We start from the raw sequence: 18,726 nt of genomic DNA on the forward strand, positions 1-18,726 counted from the left end.
AGGAGGGCCGACTGCATCCAAGGTCCCCGTTGGTGCTGTCGGGCAGGCCGTTCCTGATCGCAAGAAGGCGCATTCCGGTGTCAGGGAAAAGCGTAAGAACTGTGAGATTTACGTCAAGAAGTTACGAATTTGTAATATAATGCGACTACATTCGTCGTGATGAGTCCTGGCCGGCTGCATGGCCGAGCACCCCAGGAGCATCAAAATATATCTAGGGAATCAGTCACTTAAGACGGTGGCGGAGAGACATGGGATCTCTCTGTGCTGGTCCCATGCTTTTTCTTGCGAATCTCTTAGGGGTCGAATCTCGATGAACAACGCTTTGCGCACCAAGCTTCTGCCGGTGACCATTGCGGCGCTGCTCGCGGCGTCGCCGGTTCTGGCACAGGACACCTCCTCGTCGATCAGCGGTCGCGTGCTGGACGCCAGCGGCCAGCCGGTTTCCGGCGCCACCGTGCAGATCCTGCACGAGCCGACCGGCACCACCAAGACCACCACCACCGACGCCAGCGGCCGTTACTCGGCTCAGGGTCTGCGTGTGGGCGGTCCGTTCGACGTGAAGGTTTCCAAGGACGGCACCCAGTCGGAACAGGACAACGTTTACCTGCAGCTCTCGCAGGACACCGCAGTCAACTTGACCATTGGCGCCTCCCAGGCTGCTGCGCAGAACCTCGGTGGCGTGACGGTGTCGGCGACTACGCTGTCGCAGACCTTCAACTCCGATAACAAGGGTCTGTCGACCAACGTGTCGCGTCGTGAGCTCGAAGCCACGCCGACCCCGAACCGCTCCATCCAGGACGTGGTTCGCCTCGATCCGCGCGTGACCATTTCCGATCGCGACCGCGGCCAGATCTCCGCGCTGGGCCAGAACTTCCGCTACAACAACGTCACCATCGACACGGTGAGCGCAGGCGACCCGTTTGGTCTGGAAGACAACGGCCTGGCCAGCGTCGGCACCCCGATCTCGCAGGACACGATCGAGGAATACAACATCTCGACCGCGAACTATGACGTTTCCGCCCGTCGTGGCGTGGGCGCCAACATCAACGCGGTGACCAAGAGCGGTACCAACAATTTCCACGGCTCGGTCTACTACACCTACCAGAACACCAACAAGATGGTGGGTGAGCTCAACAACGCCAACGGCCAGAGCTCCAAGTACACCGGTTTCGACCGCAACTGGACTTCCGGTTTCACCGCGGGCGGCCCCATCCTCAAGGACAAGCTGTTCTTCTTCGCTTCGTACGAGCAGTCGAAGAAGGAAGGTGTGGGCTCCAGCTATGGCCCGATGGATTCCAACTACACCAACACTGTGCAGGGTCTGACCCAGGCGCAGGTTGATCAGGTGATCAGCCAGGCCAAGGCGCTGGGTCTGAACCCGGGCAACTACACCGACAAGTTCGATCTGAGCGACAAGCGCTACCTGGTCAAGCTGGACTGGAACATCAGCGCCAACCATCGCGCCAGCTTCCGCTACAACCAGACCAAGGAAGTGCAGCCGATCGCCACGGCCAGCGCCGCCGGTTATCTCAACCTGAGCAGCAACTGGTACTCGAAGAACCGCGACAGCAAGAGCTACACGCTGAACCTGTTCGACGACTGGAACGACAAGTTCTCCACTGAGTCGGCCATCTCGTATGCCACCTACGACCAGAGCCGCGCGGCGCTGGTGGGCGGCGATCAGCCGTACCTCCAGATCTACCCGAACAACGACGTGGGCAACAACAGCGCAACCAACGTGGCGCTGGGCACCGAGCCGAACAGCCACGTCAATGCGCTGGGCGTGAAGTCGTGGAACGCTTATTTCGCCGGTACTTTGTACATGGGCGAGCACACCCTGAAGGGCGGTGTGGATTACGAGCGCGACCAGTACTACAACGCCTACCTGCCGCGTTACTTCGGTTCGTACCAGTTCAACCTGGCCGCCTGGCCGAAGGGTGCCTGGTACAACTACCAGATGAAGCGTCCGGTCAACGGCTACTCGCTGGATGACGTCGCCGCTCGCTACACGCTCAACCAGTACGGCATCTTCCTGCAGGACACCTGGCAGGCAACCGACCGTCTGTCCCTGCAGTACGGCGTGCGCGTGGATATTCCGATCACCCACGACCAGCCGCTGCTGAACCCCTGCTTCGCGGCCGCTCCGGGCAAGTCCTTCACTGCCTATCAGGCTGATGGCAAGACCCCGGCCTGCGTCGCGTCCAAGGGCGGCTTCGGTTATCCGAACAACACCCGCGTCAGTGGCAACCGCGTGGTGCAGCCGCGTATCTCCTTCAACTATCAATTCGACACCGATCGCATGACCCAGCTGCGCGGTGGTGCGGGCCTGTTCATCGCGAACAACCCGAGCGTGTGGCTCTCCAACGCTTACGCCAACACCGGTTACAACGTCGGCACCTGGAACATCACGGACGCCAAGAGCGGCCTGCCGGGCGTTGCGTTGCCCAATAACCTCGGCCCGAAACCGGCACCGTCGTACGATCCGAACAACCCGATCATCCCGGGCAATTCGACCACACTCGGTTCGTCGGCCGCCAAGATGGCGGTGGACACGGTCGATCCTGACTTCAAGCAGCCGACCGTTTGGAAGATGAACCTCGCCGTCGATCACGAGCTGCCCTGGATGGGCATTGTCGGATCGCTGGAGTGGGTGCACCTGCAGGTGCGTGACGGCATCTTCTATAAGAACATCAACATCGGTGCACCGACGGGCATTGCCCAGGACGGCCGCAACCTGTACTGGAACGCCAACGTCAAGGGCACGCCGGGCACCGCCAGCGCCAATGGCATCTCCTCGGGCAATGAGCGCGCCAACCAGAACCCGGCGTTCGATCGTGCGACCACACTGCTCACCAACACCCACAAGGGCAGCTCGGACAACATCACGCTGTCGTTCAAGAAGGGCTTTGCGGACGATTGGTACGGCATGGTGGGCTTCAGCTACAACCGTGCCACGGATGTGAATCCGGGCTCGTCGAGCGTGGCCAACTCCAACTACAACAACAACGTCTGGGTTAACCCGAACGAAGATCGCGCCACCACCTCGGCTTACTCGGTGCCATACCGCGTGATCGCCTCGCTGACCTGGCAGCATCGCTTCTTCGGCGACTACGCCACCACTGTGAGTGCGATGTATGACGGCCACTCCGGCTCGCCGTACAGCTGGACCTTCGGCAACGACATGAACGGCGACGGTTACGCCCGCGATCTGGTCTACATTCCGAAGTCAGTGGACGACGTGAAGTGGGCTTCGGCGGTGACTGCCCAGATGAAGCAGCAGTTCATGGACTACGTGAACAGCAACGACTACCTGAGCAAGCACAAGGGTGAGATTGCTGGTCGCAACGCCGACCGCGCACCGTGGATCAGCCAGCTTGACCTGTCGTTCCGCCAGGAAATCCCGGGTCTGTTCGACGGCAACAAGGGCATCATCTCGCTGGACATCTACAACTTCACCAACATGCTCAACAAGCGTTGGGGTGTGGAGCGTCGCGCCAGCTTCCCGGGCGTGCGCAACCTGGCTGACGTGAGCGGTGTCGACGCCAACGGCAACTACTACTACGACATCTCCGGCAAGAACTATAAGGACAAGAACGGCAACTACGCGCCGAATGCGTCCCCGCTGCCGGTGAACGAGTCGCTGAGCCCGTCTCAGCGCTGGTCCGCCATGCTGAGCCTGAAGTACACGTTCTAATCGGGTCGAAAGATCTGACGAGACGAGCCGGCGCCCGCAAGGGCGCCGGTTTTTTATGGGTGAAAGGGTGATGAAAAACCGCCTTAAACTTGACCCTGCCATGCCTGGCGCGGGAAGCTACGCGGTCCGCCGCGTTTTGCCCGGACGTACGAGCCGCGAGGGCGCGGCTAGGAGAATGCTTCAATGAACGACACCCAAGCCGGCAAGTCCGGCCGAGCCGCCACCGTCAGCGCGCGTATTTCCCCCGCTGGTGGCCTGGACATCCTTTCCCGAAACGAAGTGGCGCGCCTGCGCGACGCCAGCGGATCGGGCCTGCACGCCTTGCTGCGCCGTTGCGCGCTGGCGGTGCTGACCTCTGGCAACTTGAGTGACGACCCTCGTGGCATGCTCGAGCAGTACCCGGATTTCGATATTCAAGTGCTACAGCAAGATCGTGGCATCAAGATCGAGCTGACCCACGCACCGGCCCAGGCCTTCGTGGACGGCCAGATCATTCGCGGCATCAACGAGCTATTGGTCGCCGTGATGCGCGACATCGTCTACGTGTCGACGCAGTTGGAGCAAGGCAGTTTCGACCTTGACGACAGCGTGGGCCTCACCCATGCGGTATTCGAGATCCTGCGCAACGCGCGCATTCTCAAGCCGCAGGTCGACCCGAACCTGGTGGTGTGCTGGGGCGGTCACTCCATCTCGCGCGACGAGTACGAATACACCAAGCAGGTGGGTTATCAGCTTGGCCTGCGCGGCATGGATATCTGCACGGGTTGCGGCCCCGGTGCCATGAAGGGCCCGATGAAGGGCGCCACCATCGCGCATGCGAAGCAGCGTCATCGCAACAATCGTTACATCGGCATCACCGAGCCGGGCATCATTGCCGCCGAATCGCCGAATCCCATTGTGAATCACCTGGTGATCATGCCGGACATCGAGAAGCGTCTCGAAGCTTTCGTGCGCATGGGCCACGGCATCATCGTGTTTCCGGGCGGCGTAGGCACGGCAGAGGAAATCCTCTATCTGCTGGGCATTTTGATGCACCCGGATAATGCCGGCATGCCGTTCCCGCTCATCCTCACCGGTCCCAAAAAGTCGGCGGCTTACTTCGAGCAGATTGATCGCTTCCTGCGCCTCACCCTGGGTGACAGCGTGGCGCAGCACTACCAGATCATCGTGGACGACCCGGCCGCTGTGGCACGCGCGATGATTCGCGGCATCGAGAAGGTGCGCAACTATCGTCTGGACAACAAGGACGCGTTCTTCTTCAACTGGTCACTGAACATTCCGTACGCGTTCCAGCTGCCGTTCCGCCCCACCCATGAGGCGATGCGCAGTCTCGCCATCCACCGGGATCGCCCGCGCCACGAACTGGCAGCGGACCTTCGTCGCGCGTTCTCCGGCATCGTGGCCGGCAACGTGAAGGAAGAGGGCATGCGCGCCATCGAGAAGGAGGGCCCGTTCGCCATCGACGGCGACGCCGACATCATGCATTCGCTTGACGAATTGCTGCAGGCGTTCGTGGCCCAGGACCGCATGAAGCTCCCTGGCGGCACCGCCTATGTGCCGTGCTATCGGGTGCTGACGGGCAAGGCAGCCTGATGGTCAGTGGATTCTCAAGGCGATTTGATGGTTAAAACGTCTTGACAGTCCGGGGCTGGGTATTCAAACTACCGAGCTCACCCCGCCCGAATAGCTCAGCCGGTTAGAGCACTTGACTGTTAATCAGGGGGTCGTTGGTTCGAGTCCAACTTCGGGCGCCAAAATTCAAGGGCTTACCTTCGGGTAGGCCCTTTTTGTTTTCCAAAGAAATTTTCCAACGGCGGCCATCGTTCATGTCGCCCAGCTGCGCTTTAGCTGGATGGCGCTTGGGAAAGCTACGGGATGGTGGCCGCTGTTGGCGCAGACAACCGGTCCCGCGCCCCTTCACACGACAGGTATCGCAAGTTCGATGCGTGCATCGCCTATCGTCGGCGTTTGAGCGAAAAGCCACCCCAGTGGGGAGGCTTTTTAAACTTCTTTTCGGCCCCGCTTACCTTTTGCGTGACCAATGCCAGTGCGATGGCACGGAGACGGCTCCCGTCCTTGTGACGATGGCATTGGGCCGCTTGGTGCGCGCAAAGCCCAGGCGTTTAAGTAGACGCTGCATTCCCCGGGATTCCGGTGTGCACTCACACTCCACGCCACCCTCAGGGGCGTGTCGCTGTGCATACTCCACGAGGCTCTTGCCGAGGCCGTGTCGGCGCGCAGCGGGAGTCACTGCCAGGAATTCGATCAGCAGTACCTTTGCCCCATCTGCTCTGGTTATCTCGCGCAATAGCGCGCCAGCGGAAGCCTGTCCTGCAACGCGGGCCACGATGAATCGGGTGTTATCCGCACCCCTAGGTAATCCTAATCGCTGCCTGCAAACTGCTTTGGCGCAAGCGAAGCCCAGTTCGCGATACGCATACAGTAAAGAGCCAAACGCTTCATTGAAGTGTCTCTTGCCAGCGGCCGTTGATACCTCAGATACAAAAAAGAAGATATCCCAGGGCAGCCCTAGGCCGATGGTAATCGTGCGATTACGTTCCACTGCGAGACACCCGAGCCCCATGGACTTCCTCAGGAATGGCTAACGGAAACGCGTGGCTCCTTCACGACGCTGCGCTTCTAATGATTTGAGACGTGCAGTTCCTCGTGCACGGCTTAGTCATGCGACTGATGGCGGGTGAAGCATACGGAGTGCCGAACGTAATGAGTTACGCACTCGGCCCCCTTTTTCTTTCGGCCCGCTTTTTGCGGAAGTCGTCGCAGATTCGATCCCTGCGTTTAGCGCCATCGAATGCAAGTTCGATTGCCATATCCGACAGAGCTGCGCAGTCGTGTGCGGCGTTGTTTACTTATGTTCTTCATGGCGAAAAACAGCTGTCTAGCCACCGCTGGCGCATTGCTTTGCCTGATCTGCGGATGCCTTGGCGCCGTAAATCCTGCCGGCATTGGAGGCGACTACCGTCAAGGCGTCCTCAGCTTGGCCGCGTACGCAGACGGTGAAGGTCACGTTGCTGCCGCCGGCGGTGCCGTCGCTCTGGTAACGCACGCGTTTGCGGCCCATCGTGCTGACGATGGTCAGATGACTGTCGCCGGGAACGACCAAGCGCGGTTCGCCATCCACTTGATCGGCCTGGGTGCTGCGGTAGTGGCCAACCAGCCAGCCACCTTCCCAGTGCAGCCCATCGTCGCATCGTCGCCCCTCGCGGGAAGGGCAGAGCAGTGTGCGACGCCCGCTGGTCACGGCCAGTCCACGTGCGTGATTAAGTGATGAAATCAGCTCCATCTGAGCCGCCTGCAGTCGGCTGCGCCTCGCCAGGCGGCTCAGGGCGGGTGCAGCCACGCAGGCCAGCGTGATGACGACGACCAGGGTCACCATCTGCTCGATGAGCGTGAAGCCCATGGGTGGCCGTCGCAGTCCGTTTCCCTGGTTAGCTCCCATGCATCGCCTCCTGCGCTGCCTCAGGAGGCTCAAGCTACGGCGCCGGGTGAAGCGGTGGCAGTCGTCGGCCTGGCCTGCTGCGTGTCATTGCCTGCTGACAGGCTTTGTCAGCAGGGGCAATTTAGAATGGCTTCACGCGACCCCATATGGCTTGCCATGACTGACCGTTTCGAACTCGTCTCCCCCTATAAGCCCTCGGGTGACCAGCCTGGGGCGATCCGTGCGTTGACCGAAGGCTTCGAGGCCGGCCTTGCCGCGCAGACTTTGCTTGGCGTCACTGGGTCGGGCAAAACCTTCACCATCGCCAACGTGATCGAGAAGGTGCAGCGGCCCACCATTGTGCTCGCGCCCAACAAGACACTGGCGGCGCAGTTGTATGGCGAGTTCAAGGAGTTCTTTCCGCATAACGCGGTGGAGTACTTCGTCAGCTACTACGACTACTACCAGCCCGAAGCCTATGTGGCAGCGTCCGACACCTATATCGAGAAGGACGCGTCGATCAATGATCACATTGAGCAGATGCGTCTGGCGGCGACCAAGGCGCTGCTGTCGCGCAAGGATTCCTTGATCGTTGCGACCGTGTCGGCGATTTACGGTTTGGGTGATCCGGAAGATTATCTGTCGCTGCGCTTGATCCTCGCCAAGGGCGAACATATTGACCAGCGCCAGCTCATTCGCCAGCTCACCGAATTGCAATACACGCGCAACGAGATGGAGTTGAAGCGCGGTACGTATCGTGTGCGTGGTGAAGTGATCGACGTCTTTCCCGCCGAATCGGAAACCGAAGCGCTGCGCATCGAGCTGTTCGATGGCGAGATCGAGAACATGTCGCTGTTCGATCCGCTCACGGGCGAAACCCTTCGCAAGGTGCCGCGCTACACGGTGTACCCGCGTACGCACTACGCCAGTACACGCGAGAGCGTGCTCAATGCCATTGAGACCGTCAAGGTCGAGCTGAAGGAACGCCTGGAGCAGCTGTACAAAGACAATAAGCTGGTCGAGGCGCAGCGCCTGGATCAGCGTACGCGCTTCGACATCGAGATGATGGCCGAAGTGGGCTATTGCCAAGGCATCGAGAACTACTCGCGCCATCTCACGCGCCGCGGTGCTGGCGAGCCACCGCCGACGTTGTTCGATTATCTGCCGGCCGACGCTTTGCTGGTGGTCGACGAGTCGCACGTGACCATTCCGCAGCTGGGCGCCATGTACAAGGGTGACCGCTCGCGCAAGGAAACACTGGTGGAGTTCGGCTTCCGATTGCCTTCGGCGATGGATAATCGTCCGCTGCGCTTTGAGGAGTGGGAGCAGCGTGCGCCCCGTTCCATTTACGTATCGGCGACACCGCGCGACTACGAGCTGCAGAAATCCGGCGATGCCATTGTGGAACTGGTGGTGCGCCCCACCGGCCTGATCGATCCGGAAGTCGAAGTTCGTCCCGTGCGTACCCAGGTGGACGACCTGTTGGGTGAAGTGCACAAGCGCGTCGCCATGGGCGATCGCGTGCTGGTCACCACCTTGACCAAGCGCATGGCCGAGAACCTCACCGAATACCTGGGCGAGCATGGCGTCAAGGTGCGCTATCTGCACTCGGATATCGAGACGGTGGAGCGCGTGGAAATCATCCGCGACCTGCGCCTGGGCGAATTCGACGTGCTGGTGGGCATCAACCTGCTGCGCGAAGGCCTGGATATGCCCGAGGTGTCGCTGGTGGCGATTCTCGATGCGGACAAGGAGGGCTTCCTGCGTTCGACCGGATCCCTGATCCAGACCATTGGCCGCGCGGCGCGCAATGTGCGTGGCAAGGCGATTCTCTACGCCGACAAGGTCACTCGCTCCATGCAGGCTGCGATGGATGAAACGGCTCGTCGTCGCGAGAAACAGCAGGCCTACAACGCCGCGCATGGCATCACACCGCAATCGGTGGTCCGGCGGATTGCCGACATCATGGAAGGTGCCCGCAGCGAGGCGTCATCTCGTGGCCGTGGTCGACGTGGTGAGCGCCAGGGTGCGGCAGCCGTGGCGGACGAATACGCTGCGCTTAGCGCTGATCAGGCCTCGACCATGATCAAGAAGCTGGAGGCGCAGATGTACAAACACGCAGAAAACCTGGAATTCGAAGAGGCGGCCCGCATCCGTGATCAGATCCACCAATTGCGCGAACGGGCCGTGCGTTGACGCGGATTTACCGGGGCAGTTGTCGAGAGCGGCGGGACCCCGTATACTGCGCGGCTCGCACGGCATGCCGGGCGAGCTCCGGGCGGTTAGCTCAGCGGTAGAGCACTACCTTGACATGGTAGGGGTCACAAGTTCGATCCTTGTACCGCCCACCAATACCGACGAAACGGCGCGGCCCTTGGGTTCGCGCCGTTTCTTTTTGCGCGCGGGCCTTCCAGGCATCACCCATCATGCGATTTATGCGTTGGGCCGTCCCTGTCTGCCTGCATCTCTTCAGAGCGCCGACTCGACAGACGTCCAGTCTGCCTTCGCCGACGCTTCTGTGATCTGCAGGCAGACAGGGACGGTGACGGCGGCGATACTTAGTCACTGTTGCCCCAAGGAGCCAGTTGATGACGTATCTGTGGATCAAGAGCCTCCATCTGTTGTTCGTCATGGCCTGGATGGCCACCGTGTTTTACCTGCCACGCATCCTGGTGAATATCGCCGAGGCCGGCGACGAGCCTGCGGTGAAGGCGCGGCTGATTCTGATGGGGAGGCGGCTCTATCGCTTCGGCCACAACATGTTCGGCGTCGCGTTTCTGTTTGGCCTGACCTTGTGGCAGGGTTGGCGCTTGTTTCCGCAGACCCTGCCAAACGTCGTCGCGTCGCTGCACTGGATCGACGCCAAGCTCACTTTGATCGTGCTGCTGCTGGTGTATTTCAGCTGGACCGGTCGCCTGCTCAAGCGTAGCGAGCAGGGCGGTGCGCTACCGTCCGGCAAGGTGCTGCGCATCATGAATGAGCTGCCTGTGCTGGTGCTGCTCGGTGTGATTTTCCTGGTCATCGCCAAGCCATTCTGATGGCCGGAGTTCTTGTGCAGGAGCGCACTTGTGCGCGACCGGCGTTCGGCGACACCCATGTGCTCCCGCGTCGCCGGTCGCGCACAAGTGCGCTCCTACAGGAGGGCGATTATTCGCCGCGCTGGAAGTATTCCTTGTACCAGGCCACGAAGCGCTCAACGCCTGTTTCGATCGACGTATTCGGCGCATAGCCCACATCGCGACGCAACGCCGAAACATCAGCCCAGGTGTCGGGTACGTCTCCCGGCTGCATCGGCAGCAGGCGCTTTTCCACCGTGCGGCCGAGGTGCTGCTCCATTAATTCGATGAAGCGCAGCAGCTGCACGGGCTGATCGTTGCCGATGTTGTAGACGCGATAGGGCGCGCTGGATGTGCCAGGGCTGGGTTGCGAGGCGTCGTATGCCGGGTCGGGCAGGGCAACATGGTCGAGCGTGCGGATGACGCCCTCGACGATGTCGTCAACGAAGGTGAAATCGCGGCTGTGGTTACCGTAGTTGAATACATCAATGGGCTCGCCGCGGCTGATGCGGTCGGCGAACAGCATGGGCGACATGTCGGGACGGCCCCAAGGCCCGTACACCGTGAAAAAGCGCAGGCCTGTCGTCGGCAGGTTGTACAGATGGCTGTACGTGTGCGCCATCAACTCATTGGCCTTCTTGCTCGCGGCGTACAGGCTTACCGGGTGATCAACGGCGTCTTCGATGGCAAACGGCAGCTTTCGATTGGCGCCGTAGACGGAGCTGGATGACGCATAGACCAGGTGTTCGACCTTTCCGTGGCGGCAGGCCTCCAGCACATTCACGAAGCCCACCAGATTGCTCTGCACATAGGCCTGAGGGTTCTTCAGTGAATAGCGCACGCCAGCCTGTGCGGCCAGATTGACCACGCGTTGCGGCCGAAAGTCGCCGAAGGCCCGATTCACTGCATTCGCGTCGGCCAGATCGGCCCGCAGGTGCGTGTAGTTGGGGTGGCTGGAAAAGCGCGCCAGGCGTGCTTCCTTGAGCGACGGATCGTAATAGTCGTTGTGGTTGTCGATGCCGTAGACCTCGTCGCCGCGTGCCAACAGGCGCTCGGCCAGGGCGGAGCCGATAAATCCGGCTGTGCCGGTGACGAGAGTGCGCATCGAGAAACCTCCGGGGTAAGGGGGCGCATTCTATCGCTGTCAGTCCTGAGACTGAGGGTGCGATGGTGCTGAATTGACAGCCCGTAGTGGGCTAAACTAGCGTCTCGATGGCGTCCATCCGGAGACAAGGTGGCCCGCGCTTCCCGCGCCGGCCGAGTGTGTGACATGGCAACTACGACCTTCCAATGGTGAGCTGAGCCACGCCTTGTTTTACGAGAGGGCGCGTGGCGTCCTTTTTTTATGGTTTTTTTTTAGGAGTGCCGGGCATCTCGTTTTTCGCCCGTCATTCCCGCGAAAGCGGGAATCCAGTGCCTTCGCTTTGCAGGTTGAAAGTCGCTGGATTCCCGCTTTCGCGGGAATGACGAGCAAAGAGACCAGATGTCGGTGCTCCCCTAATGCAAGCGAGCACGCCTTGGTTGGCGGCTCGATTCAGGTGCGAACATGATTGAAATCACGCTACCCGACGGCAGCAAGCGCCCGTTTGATCATCCGGTGACGGTGCAGGATGTGGCTGCCTCCATTGGCGCCGGTCTTGCCAAGGCCACCCTGGCAGGCAAGGTGGACGGCAAGCTGGTGGATGCCAGCTTCCCCATCGATCGCAACGCCAGCCTCGAAATCGTCACGGAGAAAAGCCCGGAGGCGCTGGAGATCCTGCGTCACTCCACAGCGCATCTGCTGGCGCAGGCTGTGCAGCGGCTGTATCCCGGCGCGCAGGTCACCATCGGCCCGGTGATCGACAGCGGCTTCTACTACGACTTCGCCTATGAGCGCCCGTTTACGCCGGACGATCTCGTGAAGATCGAGGCGGAGATGGAAAAGATAGTCAAGGAAGGCCTGCCGGTAACGCGCACCGTGAAGTCACGCGACGATGCCGTGTCCTTCTTCCGCGGCCTTGGCGAGGAATACAAGGCCGAGATCATCGAGAGCATTCCGGCGAACGAAGACCTTTCGCTCTACTCGCAGGGTGAATTCACCGATCTGTGCCGTGGTCCGCACGTGCCCAACACGGGCAAGCTGCGCGCGTTCAAGTTGATGAAGGTGGCCGGCGCCTATTGGCGCGGCGATTCCAACAACGCGATGCTCACGCGCATCTACGGTACGGCCTGGCTCAACGACAAGGATCTCAAGGCTTACCTGCATCAGCTGGAAGAAGCCGAGAAGCGCGATCACCGCAAAATCGGCAAGGCGCTCGACCTGTTCCATCAGCAGGAAGAAGGCCCTGGCATGGTGTTCTGGCACCCGAAGGGCTGGGCCATCTGGCAGCAGGTGGAGCAGTACATGCGCCGGGTGTACCGCAACAGCGGCTACCAGGAAGTACGCTGCCCGCAGGTGTTGGATGTGTCGCTGTGGAAGAAGTCCGGCCACTGGGACAACTACCAGGAAAACATGTTCTTCACCGAGTCGGAGAAGCACACGTATGCCCTGAAGCCGATGAACTGCCCGGGTCATGTGCAGATCTTCAACACCGACCTGCACAGCTACCGCGAGCTGCCGATTCGCTACGGCGAGTTCGGTGCCTGCCATCGCAACGAGCCTTCGGGCGCGCTGCACGGCATCATGCGCGTGCGCGCCTTCACGCAGGACGATGGTCATATCTTCTGCACGGAAGAGCAGATCGAGTCCGAGGTAACAGCGTTCCACCAGCAGGCGATGAGGGTTTACGGCGACTTCGGTTTCGAAGATATCGCGCTGAAGATCGCATTGCGTCCGGACAAGCGTATCGGCAGCGATGACGTGTGGGATCGCGCCGAGAATGCGCTGCGTGCCGCGCTGGGCGCCGCCGGCGTAAAGTGGGAAGAGCTGCCGGGCGAGGGCGCCTTCTACGGCCCGAAGATCGAGTACCACATGAAGGATTCCATCGGCCGCGCCTGGCAGGTCGGCACGATGCAGGTGGACTTCATGATGCCCGAACGCCTGGGTGCCGAGTACGTGGACGAGAATTCACAGCGTCGTCACCCGGTGATGCTGCATCGTGCCATCGTGGGCTCGATGGAGCGTTTCATCGGTATCCTGATCGAGCATCACGCCGGTCTGCTGCCCACGTGGCTGGCGCCGCTGCAGGCTGCGGTGTTCAGCATTACCGACGCCCAGGCCGACTACGTCCGTGAAGTGACGCAAACCCTTGTCGACAAAGGTTTCCGCGTACATGCGGATTTGCGCAATGAGAAGGTCGGCTATAAAATCCGCGAACATACGTTGCAGAAAGTCCCCTACCTGCTGGTCGTTGGAGATCGCGAGAAGGAATCGGGGGCCGTTTCTGTGCGTACACGTTCCGGCGAAGACCTGGGCAGCATGCCGCTGGCCGCATTCGTCGAACGCCTGGAAGCCGAAACCCGCCGCTAAGCGGCTGGGTCGGCATATTTAAGAACTCTTCTGGAGGATAGTGGTATCGCTACCACCGACACTAAGGGCAATCGCCGTAACCTGGAAATCCGCGTACCGCGGGTCCGCGTGATTGGCGCTGATTCGGAACAGCTTGGCATCCTTACCCGTGACGAGGCGCTGTCTCTGGCGCAAGAGGCGGGCATGGATCTGGTCGAGATCCAGCCGAACGGCGATCCGCCGGTCTGCCGCATCATGGACTACGGCAAGTTCAAGTTCGAAGCCCAGAAGAAGGCCCAGGCGGCCAAGAAGAAGCAGAAGCAGGTCGAAATCAAGGAAGTTAAGTTCCGTCCGGTCACGGATGTGGGCGACTACCAGATCAAGCTGCGCAACATGCTTCGCTTCCTCGAGGAAGGCGACAAGGTCAAGGTCACCATCCGCTTCCGCGGTCGCGAAATGTCTCACCAGGATTTGGGCCAGAATCTGGCCAAGAAGATTCAGGAAGACGTTGGCGAGAACGGCGTGGTGGAGTCCTTTCCCCGCCTGGAAGGCCGCCAGATGGTCATGATGATCGGGCCGAAGAAGAAGTAAGTTTCGGTAAATCAAGGAGAAAGCGGCCCGGGGCCGCTTTTTCTTTTGAGCGCCTCAAGGCCCTGCTGCCTTCCCCTCCTCGACCCTCAGGGGAGAGGGTTGGAGTGAGCGGAGGGTGCTCGCTGAGACCTTTCCTGATCATCATTCCGGCCTGCGCCGGAATGACGGTGCGCCAGGTCGCCCCTTTCCCGCAAGGGGAGAGGAGCTTTGATGGCTCCGGCGCTAGCAAAACCCTGATTTGCTCCGTATAATCGCCGGTTCGACCCACCAGGACGGGTCGTGAACCGATGCTGGCAGGACGGAAAGAGTGCCTTTGGCGCCGCCAGATCAGTCAGAAACCGGGCTGCTCTCCTAAAGAGTGGGCCCCATCAAGGAGCATTTTCATGCCCAAGATCAAGACCAACCGGGCGGCTGCGAAGCGTTTTCGCAAAACCGCATCGGGTAAGTTCAAGGCAGGTCACGCCTTCAAGTCGCACATCCTGACCAAGAAGTCGACCAAGCGTAAGCGCGGTCTGCGTGCGACCAACCACGTCAAGGCATGCGACACCAAGGGTGTAGCACGCATGTTGCCGTATCTCTAAGGCGGAGGACTGAACCATGGCTCGTGTTAAGCGTGGCGTTACCGCCCGTCGTCGTCACAAGAAGATCATTGGCCGCGCGAAGGGTTACTACAACGCCCGTCGCAAAGTCTTCCGCGTAGCTAACCAGGCCGTCATCAAGGCCGGTCAGTACGCCTACATCGGCCGCAAGCAGCGCAAGCGTCAGTTCCGCGCTCTGTGGATCGTGCGTATCAACGCTGCTGCCCGTCAGTTCGGTCTGTCGTACAGCCGTCTGATCAATGGCCTCGCCAAGGCCGGCATCACCGTCGACCGCAAGGTGCTGGCTGACATCGCCGTGCACGACATCAAGGCGTTTGGCGCGATCGCAGAGAAGGCGAAGGCCAGTCTGGCAGCGTAATTTGTGCGCTCATCCTTGATCGCGAAGATCAAGAAGCGGCCATCCATGGCCGCACTCTTCAAAGGATGCGCGTAACGCTCGCGGGGAGGAGGCCTAAAGCCTCCTCCCCGTTTTTGTTTCTGACTTTCCCACCGGAATCGCATCGATGGACGATCTGGATAGCCGCGCCTCGCTGGCGCTGGCCGATATCGACAAAGCCGACACGCTCGAGTCGCTCGACGCCTTGCGCGTCAGTCTGCTGGGCAAAAGCGGCATCGTCACCGCCGCACTGAAAGCGCTGGGCGCGTTGTCGCCTGATGAGCGCAAGGCGCGTGGCGCGGAGGTCAACCGCATCAAGGACCGTCTTGCCGACGCGCTGGCCGCGCGTAAGCAGGTGCTTGAGCAGGCGGAGCTGAATCACCGCCTGGCTTCCGAAACCATCGATATCACGCTGCCGGGCCGCAACGGCGAACGCGGCGGTATCCACCCGATCACGCGTGCACTCGAACGCATCAGCGCGATTTTTGCGCGCTTGGGTTACCAGCGCGCTGACGGTCCGGAGATCGAGGACGACTGGCACAACTTCGAGGCGCTGAACTTCCCGCCGCACCATCCGGCGCGCGCCATGCACGACACCTTCTACTTCGGTGACGGTCGTCTGCTGCGCACGCATACCTCGCCGGTGCAGGTGCGCTCGATGCAGGGTCGTCAGCCGCCCATCCGCATCATTGCGCCGGGCAAGGTCTACCGCAGCGATTCGGATCAGACGCACTCGCCGATGTTCCACCAGATCGAAGGCCTGCTGGTCGACGAGACCTCGAGCTTCGCCGACCTGAAGGGCACATTGGCCGAGTTCATTCGCGCATTCTTCGAGCGCGATTTCGAAATGCGCTTCCGCCCCAGCTACTTTCCCTTCACCGAACCCTCGGCCGAAGTGGACATCCGCTGGGATGCCGAAGACGGCAGCACCCGTTGGCTCGAGGTGCTGGGCTGCGGCATGGTGCATCCCAACGTGCTGAAGAACTGTGGCATCGATCCGGAGCGATACACCGGCTTTGCGTTTGGCCTGGGCGTGGAGCGCTTTGCGATGCTTCGCTATGGCGTCTCCGATCTGCGCGCGTTCTTCGAGAACGATCTGCGCTTCCTTAAGCAGTTCGCGTAAACGCAGCAGGAACTCACACGCATGAAATTCTCCGAGAACTGGCTGCGCGAACTGGTCGAGATCCAGGCTGACCGCGCGGCGCTGGCCCACGCGCTGACCATGGCCGGCCTGGAAGTGGAAGAACTCACCCCGCTGGGCGAAGGCCTGGATGGTGTGGTGGTGGCCGAGATCATTGGCGCCGAAAAGCATCCCGAGGCGGATCGCCTGCAGGTGTGCAAGGTTGACGCGGGGCAGGGCGAGCCGCTGCAGATCGTCTGCGGTGCGCCGAATGCGCGCGTCGGCATCAAGGTGCCACTTGCCATGGTGGGTGCGAGCCTGCCGGGCGGCATCAACATCAAGGCTGCCAAGCTGCGCGGCGTGGAATCCTTCGGCATGCTGTGCTCGGCCAAGGAGCTGGGCGTCGACGCCGATGCTTCTGGTCTGCTCGAGCTATCGGCCGATGCACCGGTCGGCAAGCCGCTCGCTGCGTATCTCGGCCTGCCGGATGCGAGCTTCGAGTTGAAGCTGACCCCGAATCGCCCGGATTGCCTGGGCCTCTACGGCCTCGCGCACGACGTGGCAGCGCTGTTTGGTAGCCATGTGAAGACCGGCGAACAGGCACCTGCCGCTGTGACCGGCAGCGCACGCCGCGGTATCCGTCTGGAAGCGGGCGCCGATGCGCCGCGCTACCTCGGCCGCATCATTGAAGGCATCGACCCCAAGGCGCGTACGCCGCTATGGCTCGCGGAGCGCCTGCGTCGTGCCGGCCTGCGTCCGATCAGTGCCGTAGTCGACATCACCAACTACGTGATGCTTGAGCTCGGCCAACCGCTGCATGCGTTTGATAACGACAAATTGCAGGGCGATATCGTCGTGCGTCACGCACGTGATGGCGAAACGCTGAAGCTGCTTGACGCTTCCGAGGCGAAACTCGAGAAAAGTTTCGTGCTGATCGCCGATGAGCAGAACGCGCTCGCCGTGGCCGGTGTCATGGGCGGTTTCGATTCGCGCGTCACCGACGATACGCACAACGTGTTCCTTGAGTCGGCGCACTTCGCGCCGGCGGCCATCATGGGCCGTGCCCGCAAGCTGGGCATGCACACCGACGCGTCGCATCGTTTCGAGCGCGGCGTGGATCCTGCGTTGCCGCAGCGTGCGCTCGAGCGCGCCACCGAATTGCTGCTTTCGATTGCGGGCGGCAAGGCTGGCCCGGTGCTGGTGGCTGAAAATCTTGCCGATCTGCCGAAGGCGGCAACTGTGGTGCTGCGCCGTGCACGCCTCAAGCGTGTGCTTGGCATCGAAGTGGCCGACGCAGAAGTCGCTCGCATTTTCACCGCGCTGGGTATGAAGGTGGAAGCGCAGGCCGATGGCTGGAAGGTCATCGCGCCAAGTAGCCGTTTCGACATCGAGCGCGAAGAAGACCTGATCGAAGAGGTCGCGCGCATCCATGGTTACGACAACATCCCCACCAGCACACCGGCCGGCGCATTGACGCTGGCGGTGGAGCCGGAAGCTCGCCTCAATGAGCTGGCCGTGCGCGAGCAGCTGGCTGCGCGTGGCTACTACGAAGCTGTGAACCTCGCCTTCATCGGCAATGACGTGCTCCAGCGCTGGGGCATGACCGAGCAGCTGGTGGCCTTGGCCAACCCGCTGTCCGCCGACCTCGCCGTGATGCGCCCTTCGTTGTTGCCGGGCTTGATCGCGGCTCTGTCGCACAATCGCGCCCGTCAGCAGGAACGTGTGCGTCTGTTCGAGCTGGGCCGTACCTTCCGCATTGATGCCGAGGCGTCGGCCCGCAAGGATGCGCCGACCGAAACGCCGACGCTCGCGGTCGTGGCTTCCGGCGCGGCTCATGCCGAGCAGTGGGGCGAAGCCTCGCGCACGCTTGAGTTCCATGACCTCAAAGGCGACCTCGATGCCCTGATCGCCTGGGGCGGTGAGCCCCACCGTTGGGCAGTGCATGCCGACGGCCTGCCGGGCTGGCTGCACCCTGGCCGCGGTGCTCGCGTCACCCGTGACGACGTCACCGTGGGCTACCTGGGTGCGCTGCATCCCCAGCTAGCCAAAGCCTTGGACCTCGGTGCCGACGTGCACGTACTGGAGCTGGAGCTGGAGCCGGTGCTGGCCCGTCGCCTGCCCAAGGCGCATGCCGTGCCTCGCTTCCCGTCCGTCCGTCGTGACATTGCGGTTGACGTGCCGGAATCGGTGAGTTGGTCACAGATTGAGCAGGTGGTCCGGACGACTCTGGGCGCCCAGCTCAAGGAGCTGCGCCTGTTTGACCGTTACAGCGGCAAGGGGGTCGAAGCGGGCCGAAAGAGTCTCGCTATGGGCTTGATTTTACAGGACGCTTCACGCACCCTTACCGACGAAGACGCGGACCGTAACATACGTGAAGCGGTCGCGGCGTTGGAGTTGGCATGCAAGGCGAAGTTGCGAGGTTAA

General features: G+C 61.4%; 13 protein-coding genes and 2 tRNA genes. 12 read left to right on the forward strand and 3 right to left on the reverse strand.

The window, feature by feature from the left end:
• The first annotated feature begins 310 nt into the window (after window positions 1–310).
• From AC0GUR_RS00430 to AC0GUR_RS00440, 3 genes are all read left to right on the forward strand, one after another.
• Window positions 311–3,694, forward strand: a complete 3,384-nt coding sequence (locus AC0GUR_RS00430; protein ID WP_472875489.1) for a TonB-dependent receptor — start codon at window positions 311–313, stop codon at window positions 3,692–3,694.
• A 183-nt stretch (window positions 3,695–3,877) separates the two neighbouring features.
• Window positions 3,878–5,287 carry a nucleotide 5'-monophosphate nucleosidase PpnN gene (ppnN, locus tag AC0GUR_RS00435; RefSeq protein ID WP_472875490.1) on the forward strand — a complete coding sequence of 470 codons (1,410 nt, stop codon included), beginning with the start codon at window positions 3,878–3,880 and terminating at the stop codon, window positions 5,285–5,287.
• Between the two features lie 84 nt (window positions 5,288–5,371).
• Window positions 5,372–5,448, forward strand: a tRNA-Asn gene (locus AC0GUR_RS00440).
• Window positions 5,449–5,717: 269 nt separating this feature from the next.
• Here AC0GUR_RS00440 and AC0GUR_RS00445 read toward each other — a convergent pair.
• Both AC0GUR_RS00445 and AC0GUR_RS00450 read right to left on the reverse strand, forming a co-directional pair.
• Window positions 5,718–6,278: a GNAT family N-acetyltransferase gene (locus AC0GUR_RS00445; RefSeq protein WP_472875491.1), complete on the reverse strand. Its 561-nt coding sequence runs from the start codon at window positions 6,276–6,278 to the stop codon at window positions 5,718–5,720.
• 315 nt (window positions 6,279–6,593) lie between these two features.
• Entirely contained in the window at window positions 6,594–7,154 is a 561-nt protein-coding gene (locus AC0GUR_RS00450) for a GspH/FimT family pseudopilin (protein WP_472875492.1), read from the reverse strand.
• Between the two features lie 156 nt (window positions 7,155–7,310).
• On the opposite strand from AC0GUR_RS00450, the gene uvrB reads away from it, so the two are divergent.
• From uvrB to AC0GUR_RS00465, 3 genes are all read left to right on the forward strand, one after another.
• The gene (gene uvrB / locus AC0GUR_RS00455) at window positions 7,311–9,329 is read left to right on the forward strand and encodes an excinuclease ABC subunit UvrB (protein ID WP_472875493.1); all 2,019 of its coding nucleotides are present in this window, start codon (window positions 7,311–7,313) and stop codon (window positions 9,327–9,329) included.
• 80 nt (window positions 9,330–9,409) lie between these two features.
• Window positions 9,410–9,484, forward strand: a tRNA-Val gene (locus AC0GUR_RS00460).
• Window positions 9,485–9,718: 234 nt separating this feature from the next.
• Window positions 9,719–10,171: a CopD family protein gene (locus tag AC0GUR_RS00465; protein ID WP_472875494.1), complete on the forward strand. Its 453-nt coding sequence runs from the start codon at window positions 9,719–9,721 to the stop codon at window positions 10,169–10,171.
• 109 nt (window positions 10,172–10,280) lie between these two features.
• On the opposite strand, the gene AC0GUR_RS00470 is transcribed toward AC0GUR_RS00465, so the two are convergent.
• Window positions 10,281–11,294 carry an NAD-dependent epimerase gene (locus AC0GUR_RS00470; RefSeq protein WP_472875495.1) on the reverse strand — a complete coding sequence of 338 codons (1,014 nt, stop codon included), beginning with the start codon at window positions 11,292–11,294 and terminating at the stop codon, window positions 10,281–10,283.
• A gap of 441 nt (window positions 11,295–11,735) precedes the next feature.
• Here AC0GUR_RS00470 and thrS point away from each other — a divergent pair, with 441 nt between their 5' ends.
• From thrS to pheT, 6 genes are all read left to right on the forward strand, one after another.
• Window positions 11,736–13,637 carry a threonine--tRNA ligase gene (gene thrS / locus AC0GUR_RS00475; RefSeq protein ID WP_472875496.1) on the forward strand — a complete coding sequence of 634 codons (1,902 nt, stop codon included), beginning with the start codon at window positions 11,736–11,738 and terminating at the stop codon, window positions 13,635–13,637.
• Between the two features lie 45 nt (window positions 13,638–13,682).
• Window positions 13,683–14,207 (forward strand): translation initiation factor IF-3, encoded by a 525-nt coding sequence (gene infC / locus AC0GUR_RS00480; protein WP_472876276.1) that lies wholly within the window; start codon window positions 13,683–13,685, stop codon window positions 14,205–14,207.
• Window positions 14,208–14,590: 383 nt separating this feature from the next.
• On the forward strand, window positions 14,591–14,788 hold the full coding sequence (gene rpmI, locus AC0GUR_RS00485; protein WP_038615747.1) for a 50S ribosomal protein L35: 198 nt from the start codon (window positions 14,591–14,593) through the stop codon (window positions 14,786–14,788).
• A gap of 16 nt (window positions 14,789–14,804) precedes the next feature.
• Window positions 14,805–15,164, forward strand: coding sequence for a 50S ribosomal protein L20 (gene rplT, locus AC0GUR_RS00490; RefSeq protein WP_017463630.1), 360 nt, complete (start codon window positions 14,805–14,807; stop codon window positions 15,162–15,164).
• A 145-nt stretch (window positions 15,165–15,309) separates the two neighbouring features.
• Complete coding sequence (pheS, locus tag AC0GUR_RS00495) at window positions 15,310–16,305, forward strand: phenylalanine--tRNA ligase subunit alpha (protein ID WP_472875497.1); 996 nt, start codon at window positions 15,310–15,312, stop codon at window positions 16,303–16,305.
• A gap of 21 nt (window positions 16,306–16,326) precedes the next feature.
• Window positions 16,327–18,726, forward strand: coding sequence for a phenylalanine--tRNA ligase subunit beta (pheT, locus tag AC0GUR_RS00500; RefSeq protein WP_472875498.1), 2,400 nt, complete (start codon window positions 16,327–16,329; stop codon window positions 18,724–18,726).

Source organism: Dyella sp. PARNA 12/25 (assembly GCF_055702865.1).

Bases quoted from the DNA above. Each gene is read 5' to 3' on its own strand.
- AC0GUR_RS00430 (WP_472875489.1), top strand. From the start codon at position 311: ATGAACAACGCTTTGCGCACCAAGCTTCTGCCGGTGACCATTGCGGCG.
- rplT (WP_017463630.1), top strand. From the start codon at position 14,805: ATGGCTCGTGTTAAGCGTGGCGTTACCGCCCGTCGTCGTCACAAGAAG.
- AC0GUR_RS00450 (WP_472875492.1), bottom strand. From the start codon at position 7,154: ATGGGAGCTAACCAGGGAAACGGACTGCGACGGCCACCCATGGGCTTC.
- AC0GUR_RS00470 (WP_472875495.1), bottom strand. From the start codon at position 11,294: ATGCGCACTCTCGTCACCGGCACAGCCGGATTTATCGGCTCCGCCCTG.
- ppnN (WP_472875490.1), top strand. From the start codon at position 3,878: ATGAACGACACCCAAGCCGGCAAGTCCGGCCGAGCCGCCACCGTCAGC.
- AC0GUR_RS00445 (WP_472875491.1), bottom strand. From the start codon at position 6,278: ATGGGGCTCGGGTGTCTCGCAGTGGAACGTAATCGCACGATTACCATC.
- thrS (WP_472875496.1), top strand. From the start codon at position 11,736: ATGATTGAAATCACGCTACCCGACGGCAGCAAGCGCCCGTTTGATCAT.
- pheT (WP_472875498.1), top strand. From the start codon at position 16,327: ATGAAATTCTCCGAGAACTGGCTGCGCGAACTGGTCGAGATCCAGGCT.
- pheS (WP_472875497.1), top strand. From the start codon at position 15,310: ATGGACGATCTGGATAGCCGCGCCTCGCTGGCGCTGGCCGATATCGAC.
- uvrB (WP_472875493.1), top strand. From the start codon at position 7,311: ATGACTGACCGTTTCGAACTCGTCTCCCCCTATAAGCCCTCGGGTGAC.
- rpmI (WP_038615747.1), top strand. From the start codon at position 14,591: ATGCCCAAGATCAAGACCAACCGGGCGGCTGCGAAGCGTTTTCGCAAA.